This is a genomic window from Staphylococcus sp. HMSC13A10, assembly GCF_001808005.1.
Classification (GTDB): Bacteria; Bacillota; Bacilli; order Staphylococcales; family Staphylococcaceae; genus Staphylococcus; species Staphylococcus pasteuri.
This window is the reverse complement of record NZ_KV791856.1, coordinates 261,925-276,757: the sequence shown is the minus strand read 5'-3', so window position 1 is coordinate 276,757 and position 14,833 is coordinate 261,925. Positions and strand designations below refer to the sequence as shown.

Sequence of the window (14,833 nt, the reverse complement as noted above, 5' to 3'; positions counted from 1 at the left end):
CAGCCTCTCTTAAAAAATTAGTAATACAATTGCAACACCGGCACCAATAGCAAATGCAGTTAATGCTGCTTCAACACCTCTAGACATACCTGCTAATAGTTCTCCTGCAAGCAAATCTCGAATTGCGTTGGTAATTAGAATACCAGGCACAAGAGGCATTACACTAGCAATAGTAATAATATTTTGATTGGTCGCTAAGCCAATTTTAGAACTTGCAACTGCTATTGATATAACGACTGAAGCAGCAACAAATTCTGAGAAAAATTTAATTTGGATATAACGTTGAACTAGACTAAAGGTTAAAAATGCAGCGCCTCCAGCTATCGCAGCTATCCAACAATCTGATGCGACACCACCAAACATAAATAAGAAAAATCCGCATGCAATGGCTGCTGCAAATAAATTAATTAAAAAAGAATATTGCAACGAAGCACTTCTAAGGTGGATTAATTCAGACTTAGCTTCATCTATTGTAAGTTGATTGTTAGAAATTTTACGAGATAAGCTATTTGTTAAAGCTATTTTTTCCAAATCTGTCGTTCTCTCTCTGATTCGTATCAGTCTTGTACTTGTTCGATCATTTAATGAAAAAATGATAGCGGTAGAAGTTACAAAACTATATGTATCATATAAGCCATAGCTATGTGCAATTCTATTCATTGTATCTTCAACTCGGTATGTTTCAGCACCCGCTTCAAGTAATATTCTTCCAGCAATCAATACAACATCAATCACTTTATTTTCATCAATGATAGTGATTGAGTCAGACATGAACAACCACCTCCTAGTTAATTTATTGATATGAATAATTGAAGTGTACAACTTGCGCTAACAACTTTCAATAGAGGAAGGCAGATTGAAAAGATTATGTAATGAAGAAAGTAGAAGGGGAGAATAAAAATAAAAGCAAAAAGAAGACTTAATTTAGTTGTCTTCTTTTTGCTTCTAATGTTGGAATTTATTTCCTAGGTTATGACTACCGTTTAAAAATAGGTCATTATAATTTGATAATTGGATTAAACATTACCTTATTTCTACCTTCGCTTTTCGCGACATGGACCATGTCATCTGCATCTTTAAATACGCGTCTTTGAGATTTACGATCATCTCTCGTTAAATATCCTACACCGATAGAGACTGAAAGTTTGATGACTTCCTTATTAGGTAAATGGAATGACGATTTTTCTACACCTTGTCTAATGTTTTCAGCGAGTTTTACACTTTGATCTAATGTGTAATCATTAATGACAACTGAAAATTCTTCTCCACCATTTCTAAAAATTGAAAATTGTTTGGGAACATAATTTTTTAGTAATTGAGACATTTGTTTTAATACAGCGTCACCTGCTTGGTGAGTATATGTATCATTAACATCTTTAAAACCATCAATATCAATAAGTAATAAACCTAAACTTTCTTTATGTTCTTCAGTATATTTTGATAATTGATTTAAATGTCTATCAAATTCTTTAACATTTCCAAGTCCAGTTAAATAATCATATTTATCTTCGTTTTCATAACGATTAACTAATGAGAAGAAATGCCATATGTCTACGAAAGTAATTGCAGAGGCAATTGTAATGATAAATGAAATAGGAATTAAGATAGCAATCTCAATCAAATCATATATCGGACTAAATAAAGCTAAAATAAATAAGATGATAATACTAATCGTATTTAAAATAAGTAAAGATACGATGTCGTTTTGTTTCAAAAATGGACCTACAGCACTAACGACACCAGCAATAACAATTAGAGTAATACCATAGATAATTGAATTATCGAAAATAAGTACATCTACTAGTGCTACAATAATAGCAGAAGTAAGTGTATAAATCATATTGGTATAACGCCCTAAAAATAATAAAGGAACAAATGTTAAATGTACTAAGTATTCTAAACGGAATGGTATAGGATAAGCAGCTAATAATAGTGCTACAAGCGTCATTAAAACAGTGACATATTCTTTTGAAAAGACCATTCTTTTATTTTCAGAGTATTGCAGTCTATGAAATAAATAAATACCTGCAACCATGACTGAAATATTATATATAATTGCTTCAAACATAGTTTTACCGACTCCTTTATTGACCAATAGTTATTGTAAGTGAAAACTTACAATTTGTCATTAGTCAGACTAAAATTTTCCTATACATAATAGAGATTAATGTTAAAATATAAATTTAAGTGATATGATGAAAAAAATGAGTTTCGTCGTAAGAGATTTTTTGTTTCATTGTAGATAATACATAGTATTAATATTGTTATTATATGGGATGTTTTGTAAGTCTAATAACTATTTTTACAAGGGAATTGTTTATATGGAATACTGATTCCAACAATACGTGTATAATATATAATTAGAAATAAGCGTTTTTAAGTATAAAAGGTAACGTTTAATGAAAATGTAGAAATACGAAGGATATTTTAATTTATAATAAATAAAGGAAGTAAAATGGTTGGATTTCTTAATATTTTTCTTTAATGATAGAAACTAACTTAAATTTGATGAAGGTGAACTGATGTATACATTATTACTTATTGCATTTACTATGATAGTCAGTTTAATAATAACCCCCATTATTATTGCGATATCTAAGAAATTAAATTTAGTAGATAAACCCAACTTTCGTAAAGTACATACAAAGCCAATTTCAGTAATGGGTGGTACGGTTATTTTATTTTCATTTTTAGTTGGAATGTGGCTCGGACATCCAATTGAAAGAGAAGTAAAACCATTAGTCATTGGCGCTATTTTAATGTACGTTGTTGGATTAATTGATGATATTTATGATTTAAAACCATACTTAAAATTAGCTGGCCAAATCATAGCAGCTTTAGTTGTTGCGTTTTATGGAGTCACAGTCGATTTTATTTCACTACCAATGGGACCAACGATTCATTTCGGTATTTTAAGTATTCCTATAACAGTGATTTGGATTGTAGCTATAACTAATGCGATTAATTTAATCGATGGTTTAGACGGATTAGCATCTGGCGTGTCAGCGATTGCTTTGATGACAATAGCATTTATTGCAATTTTACAGGCGAATGTTTTTATTATAATGATTTGTTGTGTATTAATCGGATCATTATTAGGTTTCTTATTCTATAATTCTCACCCAGCTAAAATATTTTTAGGTGACAGTGGGGCACTGATGATAGGATTTATAATTGGATTTGTATCATTGTTAGGTTTTAAAAATATTACATTTATAGCTTTATTTTTCCCAATCGTTATTTTAGCGGTACCGTTTATAGACACAATTTTTGCTATGATACGCCGAATGAAAAAAGGTCAACATATTATGCAAGCAGATAAATCCCATTTGCATCATAAATTATTAGAACTTGGTTATACTCATCGCCAAACTGTACTATTAATTTATTCAATTGCGATATTATTTAGTTTATCAAGTATTATACTTTATCTATCACAACCACTCGGTGCTTTAATGATGTTTATTTTAATTCTATTAACTATTGAACTTATTGTTGAATTTACTGGTTTAATTGATGATAATTATAAACCAATATTAAAACTCATTACTAAAAGAGATAATCGTCCGCAACATCAATACGAAGAAAAACATGATCACTAAACGAGATAAAGCTATCAAAAAATGACATATGAGCATTTACTATTAATAAATGCATGTCGTTTTTTTGATAGCTTTTTTTAGTCTGTAGAGATATCGAAAGGTAGCATTTTGCTATCTTCAGTTTGGATTTCATAATTCCCAGCGGTTGTTTTATTTAAGAACTCGATAAACTTATCGTACTCTGTTTGAACTACATCTATTTCATAACTTACTTTGTCAGTATAGCTTTGATTTCTAAGCATAAAAGTAGTTGATTCTAATTCGTATTCAAATTTGCCAGTTTGATCGTAACTTAAAGTGACTGTCACTGGTATAGCTGATCTCAATTCTACACGGCCAATGTCGTAAATCACATCTCGGACAGCACCACTATATGCTCTAATAAGTCCGCCACCACCGAGTTTAATTCCACCAAAGTAACGAGTGACAACAACACAAGCATCATGAATATCTAGTTTTTTTAATATTTCTAACATCGGTACACCTGCTGTGCCACTTGGTTCACCGTCGTCGTTTGCTTTTTGAATATTCATTTCAGGACCTACTGTATAGGCTGAACAATTATGCGTTGCATCTTTATGTTGAGTTTTAACTTCATTGATAAATGATTTAGCTTCTTCTTCAGAAGTCACCGGTTTAATATGAGCAATAAAACGTGATTTATTAATAACATTTTCAAATGTATGTTCTTTTTTTACAGTGATGATTGGTTTTGACATCGTTTCACTTCCAAATCTATAATTTTCATATTAGTATTATACACTCTGTAAATACTTAAAATAAAATGTTTAAATGGCAATTTCTTTTTTTGATAAAATATTGTATTATTACTATGAGTATAATTGAGGAGGACTACTATGAAGATTGCTGTAATGACTGATTCTACTAGCTATCTATCTCAAAATTTAATCGATAAATATGATATTCCAGTTGCACCATTAAGTGTGACGTTTGATGATGGTGTAAGCTATACAGAAAGTACAGATGTAGATATTGATCGTTTTTATGAAAAAATGGCAACGTCTGCGACAATACCTACTACAAGTCAACCTGCTGTAGGTGAATGGATTCAACGATATGAAAACTTAAGAGATAAAGGCTATACAGATGTAATAGTTGTATTCTTATCTAGTGGAATTAGTGGGAGCTATCAATCTGGTAAGCAAGCTGGTGAAATAGTAGAAGGCATTAATGTATATGCATTTGATAGTAAGCTTGCGGCTATGATGGAAGGTTGTTACGTATTACGTGCAATTGAAATGGTGGAACAAGGTTATAAGCCAAATGATATCATAGCAGAATTAACAGATATGAGAGAACATACAGGCGCTTATTTAATAGTAGATGATTTAAAAAATCTACAAAAAAGCGGACGAATCACAGGTGCACAAGCTTGGGTAGGTACATTGTTAAAAATGAAACCAGTACTTAAATTTGATGACGGTAAGATAGTCCCTGAAGAGAAGGTACGTACGAAAAAAAGAGCACTTAAAGCATTAGAAGAAAAAGTGTTAAACCAAGTTAAGGACTTTGATGAAGTAACGATATTTGTGATTAATGGTGATAAGACTGAAGATGGTAAAGCATTACTAGACTCTGTTAAAGAAAATGCACCATCACATAGTCAAGTTGCTTATTCAGAATTCGGACCGGTAATCGCTGCCCATTTAGGTTCAGGTGGATTAGGTTTAGGTTACACTGCCCGTAAAGTAAGACTTGATTAATATTTATAGAGGACATATTGGATTGTACATCAACAATCTAGTATGTCTTTTTATTTTGGAGGAAAATAAAATATTACAATATGGAAAAATCATTCAACCAGATGTGACATTAACTAATGAACAGATCGCAAATATAAGTAAAGGCGTCATATTGAAAAATAATCGATGGCATTGTGTTCAATGTGAAACGAATAAACAAATATATTTTCATAGTTACTATTCTGATTATAATGAGAAGGAAATTGTTTATTGTAGAAAATGTATTCAATTAGGTCGTATGGATAGTCAGACTGATTATAGAATATTGCAGAGTAAACAAAAAGTTTCAGAATGTAATTATCAATTAGACTTCAATCTTTCTGAACAACAAAACTATGCTTCAAAACAAATTGTAGATGCTATAAAAGAGAAAAGAAAGATACTGCTTTATGCAGTAACCGGAGCAGGAAAGACAGAAATGATTTTCGAAGGTATAAAAGTAGCTAGAAATAAAGGTGATAACATAGCCATTATATCACCACGAGTTGATGTAGTTGTAGAAATAAGTCAACGTATTAAAGATGCTTTTTCTCAAGAAAACATAGATGTGTTACACCAAAATTCACCACAACAATTTGATGGACATTTTATCATTTCAACCGTGCATCAATTATATAGATTTAAAAATCATTTTGACATCATTATTATTGATGAAGTAGATGCTTTTCCGCTTTCTATGGACGATGATCTAATTAGTGTGATTCATTCAGCCTCTAAACATTCAGCATGTCAAATTTTCATGACAGCAACACCACCGAGAAAACTATTATCTTCCATAGAAAAAGACAATGTAATTAAACTGCCTGCAAGATTTCATAGACAACCTTTACCAGTTCCAATTTTCCAATATTTAAAATTCAACTCTCGAAAAATTCAATTTAAGTTATTAAATATTCTGATAGAACAAATACAATGCCAACGTTATACATTAGTATTTTTCAATCATATTAATAGCATGATTGAAGCCTATGAGCACTATCAATCACATATTCCAAATTTAATCTATATTCATAGCGAAGATGATGAGCGGTTTGAAAAGGTTAATTCCCTAAGAGAAGGTAAGCATCCAATAGTTTTCACAACAACCATTCTCGAAAGAGGGTTCACCATGGAAAAATTAGATGTAGTCGTTACAGAAGCGGATCAATTTTCAAAGGAGGCATTGATTCAGATAGCAGGTCGTGTAGGAAGAAAGAAACAAGCGCCAACAGGAAAAGTAATTTATTTGCATAATGGTGTAACAATGGCAATGATTTTAGCAAAGAAGGATATTAAAGACATGAATAAATTAGCTATTAGGAAAGGCTGGCTAGATATATAAATGCAACGATGTTTACAATGTTTAAATCCAATCAACGAAGCTATAACGATTATTAATTTTTATAAACCTCCAAGTGTTATATGTGAAAAGTGTTCTGAATTGTGGCAGAGAATAAGTTTAAAAGACGAATTTAAAAGGTGTACCCGCTGTTTAAAAGCTTTAGATAAAGATGAACAAAATTGTGAGGATTGCTTATTTTTAAAACAACATTTTAATATTGATTACCAATTAATATGTGATTATAAATACGAAGGAATTATGAAAGATATGATACATCAATATAAATTCTTGAAAGATCAATATTTAAGTAAGGTCATTGCTGAAATGATTAACGTACCAAAAGTGGATTATGATTATATCATTCCTATACCATCTCCCCATGAACGTAATATAATGAGAACTTTTAATCCAGTTGTAGAAGTATTAAAAGCTAAAAATGTGACTTACGATAATATATTGTCAATGAAATTAAGACCTAAACAAGCAAACTTAAATAAAAGATTACGCATAAAGGAAAGTAATCCATTTTATGTTAATGAAGAAGTTGATTTAACTAATAAAGCAATATTACTCATAGATGATATTTATACAACAGGATTAACTATTAACCATGCAATGTGTAAATTATCTGAATTAAATGTCAGAAAATTCAATGTGTTTGCGTTTGCAAGATAAGTGCGACGTGGTAAAATATAATTAAGCATTACCAATATAAGAGGTTAAAGGAGAGATTGACTATGATTAGATTTGAAATTCATGGAGATAACCTCACTATCACAGATGCAATTCGCAACTATATTGAGGAAAAAATTGGTAAGTTAGAGCGTTACTTTAATAATGTGCCAAATGCAGTTGCACACGTTAAAGTTAAAACTTATTCAAATTCAACTACTAAAGTTGAAGTAACAATCCCTCTTAAAGATGTTACTTTAAGAGCTGAAGAAAGACACGATGATTTATATGCAGGTGTTGATTTAATTACGAATAAACTTGAACGTCAAGTTAGAAAATATAAAACTCGTGTAAATCGTAAGCACCGTGATCGTGGTGATCAAGAAGTATTTGTTGCTGAAGTTCAAGAAGCACCACCTGAAGAAATTAGTGGCGCAGAAGAAAGTACAGACAATGATATTGAAATCATCCGTTCTAAACAATTTAGTTTAAAACCAATGGATTCTGAAGAAGCAGTTTTACAAATGAACTTACTAGGTCATGATTTCTATATCTTTACTGATCGTGAAACAGATGGCACTAGTATTGTATATCGTAGAAAAGATGGAAAATACGGTTTAATCGAAACATCTGAACAATAAAACTTAGATAAAGCTTATCTTAATTGAAATAAGCAAATTTGTTTTTATAATTAAATGGACAGATAGATATGGGGGAGTGAGATTAGGGATTCATATAGGAATTCCTTCTCACTTCCTTTTTATATTTAAAGCTACTTGATAGATTAATGAATGAAAATTTATGGTTTAATAGAGGGTAAATAAAGCTTATTTATATATAGTCTCGCATATCATACAACGTTAACCATTATTGAAAATAACGAATTTCATATACCGTATAATAAATTTCGTAATTTATGCGAAGTTTATTTATTTGAGACGAGAAATAATACATAGTAACATGTTAGAATTAACTTGTTGACAATTCATTAGATTCAACATAAACATAGCATCATGCTAACTAAAATTTAGATGTTTGAATTTATGAAGAAAATAGCGTAAAGTATGTAAGCCTTAAAGACAAAAAATATTTACGTCATTGATAAAGGATAATTAGATATCCGAATGAGTATTTAAGTATAATTCTAAATGTATAAATGGTAAGATAAATTGTTGAAAGCCAAACAGTTTTTTAGCTAAAGGAGCGAACAGAATGGGATTTTTATCAAAAATTGTTGACGGCAATAAAAAAGAAACGAAAAAACTAGGTAAATTAGCTGACAAAGTACTCGCATTAGAAGAAGATACAGCTATTTTAACTGATGAAGAGATACGTAATAAAACGAAAGAATTTCAAGAAGAACTTTCTAAAATTGAAGATGTAAAAAAACAAAATGATTATTTAGATAAAATATTACCTGAAGCATATGCGCTTGTAAGAGAAGGTTCAAAACGTGTATTTAATATGATTCCTTACAAAGTTCAGGTAATGGGTGGTATTGCGATTCATAATGGTGATATTGCCGAAATGAGAACTGGGGAAGGTAAAACATTAACTGCAACAATGCCTACATATTTAAATGCATTAGCAGGTCGTGGTGTGCATGTTATCACTGTCAATGAATACTTATCTAGTTTCCAAAGTCAAGAAATGGCTGAATTGTATGAGTTCCTAGGTTTAACAGTTGGTTTAAACTTAAACAGTAAAACAACGACAGAAAAACGTGAAGCATACGCTCAAGACATCACATATAGTACTAATAATGAATTAGGCTTTGATTATTTAAGAGATAACATGGTAAATTATGCTGAAGAACGTGTAATGCGACCACTTCATTTTGCTATCATCGATGAGGTCGATTCTATTTTAATTGATGAAGCAAGAACACCATTAATTATTTCTGGGGAAGCTGAAAAATCAACATCTTTATATACTCAAGCAAATGTATTCGCCAAAATGCTTAAAGCGGATGAAGATTATAAATATGATGAAAAAACTAAATCTGTAAACTTAACAGAACAGGGTGCCGACAAAGCTGAACGTATGTTCAAAATTGATAATCTATATGATGTACAAAACGTAGATATTATTAGTCACATTACAACAGCATTAAGAGCTCATGTTACGTTACAACGTGACGTTGACTATATGGTTGTTGATGGAGAAGTACTTATCGTAGACCAATTCACAGGTCGTACAATGCCTGGTAGACGTTTCTCTGAAGGTTTACACCAAGCGATAGAAGCTAAAGAAGGCGTTCAAATTCAAAATGAATCTAAGACAATGGCATCTATCACATTCCAAAACTATTTCAGAATGTACAATAAATTAGCTGGTATGACTGGTACAGCTAAAACAGAAGAAGAAGAGTTCAGAAATATATATAATATGACAGTAACTCAAATTCCTACTAATAAACCAGTTCAACGTGTTGATAAATCAGACTTAATTTATATTAGTCAAAAAGGTAAATTTGATGCAGTTGTAGAAGATGTAGTTGAAAAACACAAAAAAGGTCAACCAGTTCTATTAGGTACTGTAGCTGTTGAAACGTCAGAATATATTTCAAACTTATTGAAAAAACGAGGCGTTCGACACGACGTTTTAAACGCTAAAAACCATGAACGTGAAGCAGAAATCGTAGCAGGAGCAGGTCAAAAAGGCGCTGTAACGATTGCCACAAACATGGCAGGTCGTGGTACAGATATTAAACTAGGTGACGGCGTTGAAGAAATCGGTGGTTTAGCGGTTATAGGTACAGAACGTCATGAATCACGACGTATTGATGACCAATTACGTGGTCGTTCTGGTCGTCAAGGTGATAATGGTGATAGCCGATTCTATCTTTCACTACAAGATGAACTAATGGTACGTTTTGGTTCAGAACGTTTACAAAAAATGATGAACCGACTAGGTATGGATGATTCTACACCTATTGAATCTAAAATGGTTTCAAGAGCTGTAGAATCCGCACAAAAACGTGTTGAAGGTAATAACTTTGATGCACGTAAACGTATCCTAGAATATGATGAAGTGTTACGTAAACAACGTGAGATTATTTATAAAGAAAGAAACGATATCATTGATAACGAAGATAGCTCACAAGTTGTAGATGCAATGTTACGTTCAACATTACAACGAGGCATTAACTATCATATTAACGAAGAAGAAGAAAACTTAGATTATCAACCATTTATTAACTATATAAATGATGTTTTCTTACAAGAAGGCGAATTAAAAGAATCAGAAATTAAAGGTAAAGATTCTGAAGATATTTTCGAAGTGGTATGGGCTAAAATTGAAAAAGCTTATGCTGAACAAAAAGAAACACTTGGCGATCAAATGAACGAATTCGAACGAATGATTTTATTACGTTCAATTGACAGTCATTGGACAGATCACATTGATACAATGGATCAATTACGTCAAGGTATTCATTTACGTTCATATGCACAACAAAATCCATTACGTGATTATCAAAATGAAGGACATGAATTATTTGATATAATGATGCAAAATATCGAAGAAGATACATGTAAATTTATTTTGAAATCAGTAGTACAAGTTGAAGATGACATTGAACGTGATAAAACAACTGATTTTGGTGAAGCAAAACATGCATCAGCTGAAGATGGTAAAGAAAAAGTTAAACAAAAACCTATAGTTAAAGGTGAAGAAATAGGTCGTAATGACCCTTGTCCTTGTGGAAGTGGCAAGAAATATAAAAATTGCCATGGTCAAGCATAATTTTGTGTAAAACAATGACAATAATATTTGATAGCCTGGGGCATAATTGTCTCAGGCTTTCACTTTTTGTAGAATTTAAAAAAACGGAGTTTAAAGAAGAGTTAAATGCTGTTAGCAAGCATTCATCTCTTTGATGACACGTTTATTTATCATACACTGCACTTAATCTTGAATATGATAGAATATAAATGTATAAAAATGATGGATCTGTTTATTTAAGATTAATTAAAAATAATATTTATGTTAAAACAATAAATCAAACTACAAGTGAAATAGGAGAGACATTATGGAATTATCAGAAATCAAACGAAATATAGATTCGTATCAAGACAATTTAAGTCAAATTAGGGGGTCTCTTTGACTTAGAAAATAAAGAGATTAATATACAGGAATATGAAGAAATGATGACTGAACCTAATTTTTGGGACAATCAAAATAAAGCACAAGATATTATAGATAAAAATAACGCTTTGAAATCTATCGTTAATGGTTATTATAAATTAGACGAAGCTGTTGAAGATATGTCAGCAACTGTTGAACTTTTACAAGAAGATTATGACGAAGACTTGAAACAAGAATTAGAAAATGACGTCGTTGCATTTAAAGAAGATATTGATCGTTTCGAATTACAATTACTGTTAGACGGTCCATATGATGCGAATAATGCTATTTTAGAGCTACATCCTGGCGCAGGTGGCACTGAATCACAAGATTGGGTGAGTATGTTATTAAGAATGTACCAACGCTATTGTGAACAGAGTGGTTTCAAAGTAGAAACAGTTGACTATTTACCTGGTGATGAAGCAGGAGTGAAAAGTGTGACATTATTAATTAAAGGTCATAACGCTTATGGTTATTTAAAAGCTGAAAAAGGTGTGCATAGGTTAGTTAGAATTTCACCTTTTGATTCGTCAGGTCGACGTCATACATCATTCGCATCTTGTGACGTTATTCCAGACTTTGATAACGATGAAATTGAAATCGAAATTAATTCTGATGACATTACAGTTGATACATTTAGAGCATCTGGTGCAGGTGGACAACATATTAATAAAACAGAATCAGCAATTAGAATTACCCACCATCCTACTGGTATTGTTGTTAATAACCAAAATGAACGTTCACAAATTAAAAACCGTGAAGCAGCTATGAAAATGTTGAAATCAAAATTATATCAACTTAAATTAGAGGAACAAGCACAAGAAATGGCAGAAATTCGTGGAGAACAAAAAGAAATAGGATGGGGAAGTCAAATTCGTTCATATGTATTCCATCCTTATTCAATGGTAAAAGATCATCGTACCAATGAAGAAACTGGTAAAGTAGATGCTGTAATGGATGGAGATATTGGTCCATTTATTGAATCGTATTTAAGATGGCAAATGGATAAATAAGTTATAAGTTAAATAGGCAACAATTGGAATAATATTTTGAAAGGTGCTTACGTGATAAGCGCCTTTTTAATTTATAATTTTTTAAGTATGTAGTAGTTAAATGTTTTGAAATCCATTTTAATAACGCAAATACGTATATTTGAAAAAGACTATAACTAAATAACTCTATGCAATTAGTAGTTTGTAATATTACTCAGTAATATTTTGACTAGGTGTAAAAATAGCCTAAAAAATTAATGGGATGACTGATACTAATGAATTTGTAATGAAATATATATGGCAAGTTTATATTATTGTGTATAAATATTATATTACATCAATTTAACATTACGCATTTTAAAATAATATTGTGGTATATTAAATTCATCAAATTAGAATTTACAACAAAGGAATGACATATTAATGAAGAAGACGTTTTTAGTATCATTATCATCAGCAGCTGCATTTATTGCATTAAGTAATGTTGCAGACGCTCAAGAACAAACATCTATATCTAATGTTAATGCATCTCAGAATGTAGCAGCAGTTGAAGCTGACAGCACGAGCCAATATATCGTCAAATCAGGTGATACGTTGTATCAAATCGCTTTAGATCATGATATTACTTTAGACGAATTGTATAAACTTAATCCTGGAGTAACACCATTAATTTTCCCTGGAGATATTATTGTAGTATCGCCAACAGGATTAGCAAACCAAGTTCAAAATACATCATATAGCTCTAATCAATTCGAAGCTGAAGAACCAATTCCATCAGCAAGTACACAATATAATAATGTGCCACAAGTATCAGCACCTCAAGTACAATATACAGCAGAACCATCGTATGAAGGTTCAAATGGTTTACATTCAATAAGTAATTCTGGGAACTTATATGCATTTGGTAATTGTACTTATTATGCATTTAATAGACGTGCTGAATTAGGCAAACCAATTGGTAGCCTTTGGGGTAATGCTGCTGACTGGGCTACCAGCGCTAGAAATGCAGGTTTCACAGTAAACAATACTCCAGTTGCAGGAGCAGTATTCCAATCTAATCCAGGTACTAATGGTGCTGGAGGATATGGGCATGTAGGTGTTGTTGAAAAGGTAAATAGTAATGGTACACTTACAGTTTCTGAAATGAACTGGAACGGTGGATTTAATGTTAAATCATATAGAACAATCACAAATCCAGGAAGTTATAATTATATACACTAATCTTTAACATTTAATAGGATTAAAATAGCAGTAATACAATGACTTAAAATTATTGTATTGCTGCTCATTTTTTATCGATATTTTGTGTACTAAGTGAAGGTTTTGAAAACGATATTAGGATATTGCTTTTAATCATAACGATGATTGGTATAATAAAAAATAAGTCTTCATCTATGATTAAATATAAAGGAGGCATCACACAATGGGCATTCATCAATATTATAAAAGATTATCTGATTTGGAAAAGCTTATTAGGTTGCCTGGCAAATTTAAATATTTTGAACATAACGTAGCTGCGCATTCATTTAAAGTAACTAAAATAGCACAATATTTAGGTACTGTAGAAGAATATAATGGTAATGTCATTGACTGGAAAAGTTTGTATGAAAAAGCTTTGAACCATGATTTTGCAGAAGTGTTTACTGGAGATATCAAGACCCCTGTAAAATATGCTAGTAGAGAGTTGAAAATGCTTTTTTCTCAAGTTGAAGAAGAAATGGTAGAGAATTTTATCGAAGAGGAAATTCCTTCTCAATATCGTGATATTTATAGATTGAGACTACAAGAAGGTAAAGATGACTCTATAGAAGGTCAAATACTAGCTGTAGCAGATAAAATTGATTTACTTTATGAAACGTTTGGAGAAATACAAAAACGTAATCCCGAACCATTATTTTTCGAAATATATGAAATGAGTTTAGAAACGATTATGCAATTCGATCATTTAGCTTCTGTTCAAGATTTTATTGATAATGTAATTCCTGAAATGTTAACTGAAAACTTTATCCCAAGAACAGAATTACGTGAAACGACAATGACAATACTTAATAAAAGAAACAGGTGAAATAAATGATTTGGTATGCATGTGCTGCATTTTTTCCTTGTATATTAATCGTTCTCTTTAGTGTAGTTACTAAAAATAAATGGATTGGTACTTCCGTAACTTTAATATTAATAGCTACGTCAATTTATAAAGGCTTTTTCCACAATGAATGGATTATCTTTATAGATGTTGTATCATTGCTAGCCGGATATTTAATCATAGATCAATTAGAATTTCACAAAAGAGAAGAATAACAGAAACAATACACTGAATTAACCATCATGATAAATAAATATTAGTTTAGAAAGCAA

Annotated in this window: 13 protein-coding genes; 10 read left to right on the top strand and 3 right to left on the bottom strand. The window is 31.1% G+C overall.

Translation table 11 applies throughout. The features are described from left to right. Positions 1-9: 9 nt before the first annotated feature. Both HMPREF3125_RS05890 and HMPREF3125_RS05885 read right to left on the bottom strand, forming a co-directional pair. Positions 10-771 (bottom strand): threonine/serine exporter family protein, encoded by a 762-nt coding sequence (locus tag HMPREF3125_RS05890; protein WP_017636809.1) that lies wholly within the window; start codon positions 769-771, stop codon positions 10-12. Positions 772-997: 226 nt separating this feature from the next. After that, entirely contained in the window at positions 998-2,068 is a 1,071-nt protein-coding gene (locus HMPREF3125_RS05885; RefSeq protein ID WP_029056481.1) for a GGDEF domain-containing protein GdpS, read from the bottom strand. Positions 2,069-2,522: 454 nt separating this feature from the next. On the opposite strand from HMPREF3125_RS05885, the gene HMPREF3125_RS05880 reads away from it, so the two are divergent. Continuing rightward, on the top strand, positions 2,523-3,602 hold the full coding sequence (locus HMPREF3125_RS05880; RefSeq protein WP_017638186.1) for a glycosyltransferase family 4 protein: 1,080 nt from the start codon (positions 2,523-2,525) through the stop codon (positions 3,600-3,602). A 77-nt stretch (positions 3,603-3,679) separates the two neighbouring features. Here the strand turns inward: HMPREF3125_RS05880 and HMPREF3125_RS05875 are convergent, their stop codons facing one another. Beyond that, positions 3,680-4,321 (bottom strand): YigZ family protein, encoded by a 642-nt coding sequence (locus HMPREF3125_RS05875; RefSeq protein ID WP_017638185.1) that lies wholly within the window; start codon positions 4,319-4,321, stop codon positions 3,680-3,682. 138 nt (positions 4,322-4,459) lie between these two features. Here HMPREF3125_RS05875 and fakB1 point away from each other — a divergent pair, with 138 nt between their 5' ends. From fakB1 to HMPREF3125_RS05830, 9 genes are all read left to right on the top strand, one after another. Beyond that, positions 4,460-5,326: a fatty acid kinase binding subunit FakB1 gene (gene fakB1 / locus HMPREF3125_RS05870; protein WP_017638184.1), complete on the top strand. Its 867-nt coding sequence runs from the start codon at positions 4,460-4,462 to the stop codon at positions 5,324-5,326. Positions 5,327-5,381: 55 nt separating this feature from the next. After that, positions 5,382-6,686: a DEAD/DEAH box helicase family protein gene (locus tag HMPREF3125_RS05865; protein ID WP_256278072.1), complete on the top strand. Its 1,305-nt coding sequence runs from the start codon at positions 5,382-5,384 to the stop codon at positions 6,684-6,686. Then, positions 6,687-7,361, top strand: coding sequence for a ComF family protein (locus HMPREF3125_RS05860; protein WP_070452474.1), 675 nt, complete (start codon positions 6,687-6,689; stop codon positions 7,359-7,361). A gap of 62 nt (positions 7,362-7,423) precedes the next feature. After that, positions 7,424-7,999: a ribosome hibernation-promoting factor, HPF/YfiA family gene (hpf, locus tag HMPREF3125_RS05855; RefSeq protein WP_017638181.1), complete on the top strand. Its 576-nt coding sequence runs from the start codon at positions 7,424-7,426 to the stop codon at positions 7,997-7,999. Between the two features lie 571 nt (positions 8,000-8,570). Next, positions 8,571-11,105, top strand: coding sequence for a preprotein translocase subunit SecA (gene secA, locus HMPREF3125_RS05850; RefSeq protein ID WP_029056486.1), 2,535 nt, complete (start codon positions 8,571-8,573; stop codon positions 11,103-11,105). 286 nt (positions 11,106-11,391) lie between these two features. Next, positions 11,392-12,499 (top strand): peptide chain release factor 2 gene (prfB, locus tag HMPREF3125_RS05845; protein ID WP_141738047.1). Its coding sequence is split into 2 segments (ribosomal slippage): positions 11,392-11,463 and positions 11,465-12,499, totalling 1,107 coding nucleotides; the frame shifts between segments, so codons are not numbered across the junction. A gap of 402 nt (positions 12,500-12,901) precedes the next feature. Continuing rightward, positions 12,902-13,699: a COG3942 and LysM peptidoglycan-binding domain-containing protein gene (locus HMPREF3125_RS05840; protein WP_070452471.1), complete on the top strand. Its 798-nt coding sequence runs from the start codon at positions 12,902-12,904 to the stop codon at positions 13,697-13,699. Positions 13,700-13,901: 202 nt separating this feature from the next. Further along, entirely contained in the window at positions 13,902-14,543 is a 642-nt protein-coding gene (locus HMPREF3125_RS05835; protein WP_017638176.1) for a YfbR-like 5'-deoxynucleotidase, read from the top strand. Between the two features lie 5 nt (positions 14,544-14,548). Then, entirely contained in the window at positions 14,549-14,776 is a 228-nt protein-coding gene (locus tag HMPREF3125_RS05830) for a CsbA family protein (protein ID WP_017638175.1), read from the top strand. Positions 14,777-14,833 lie beyond the last annotated feature (57 nt).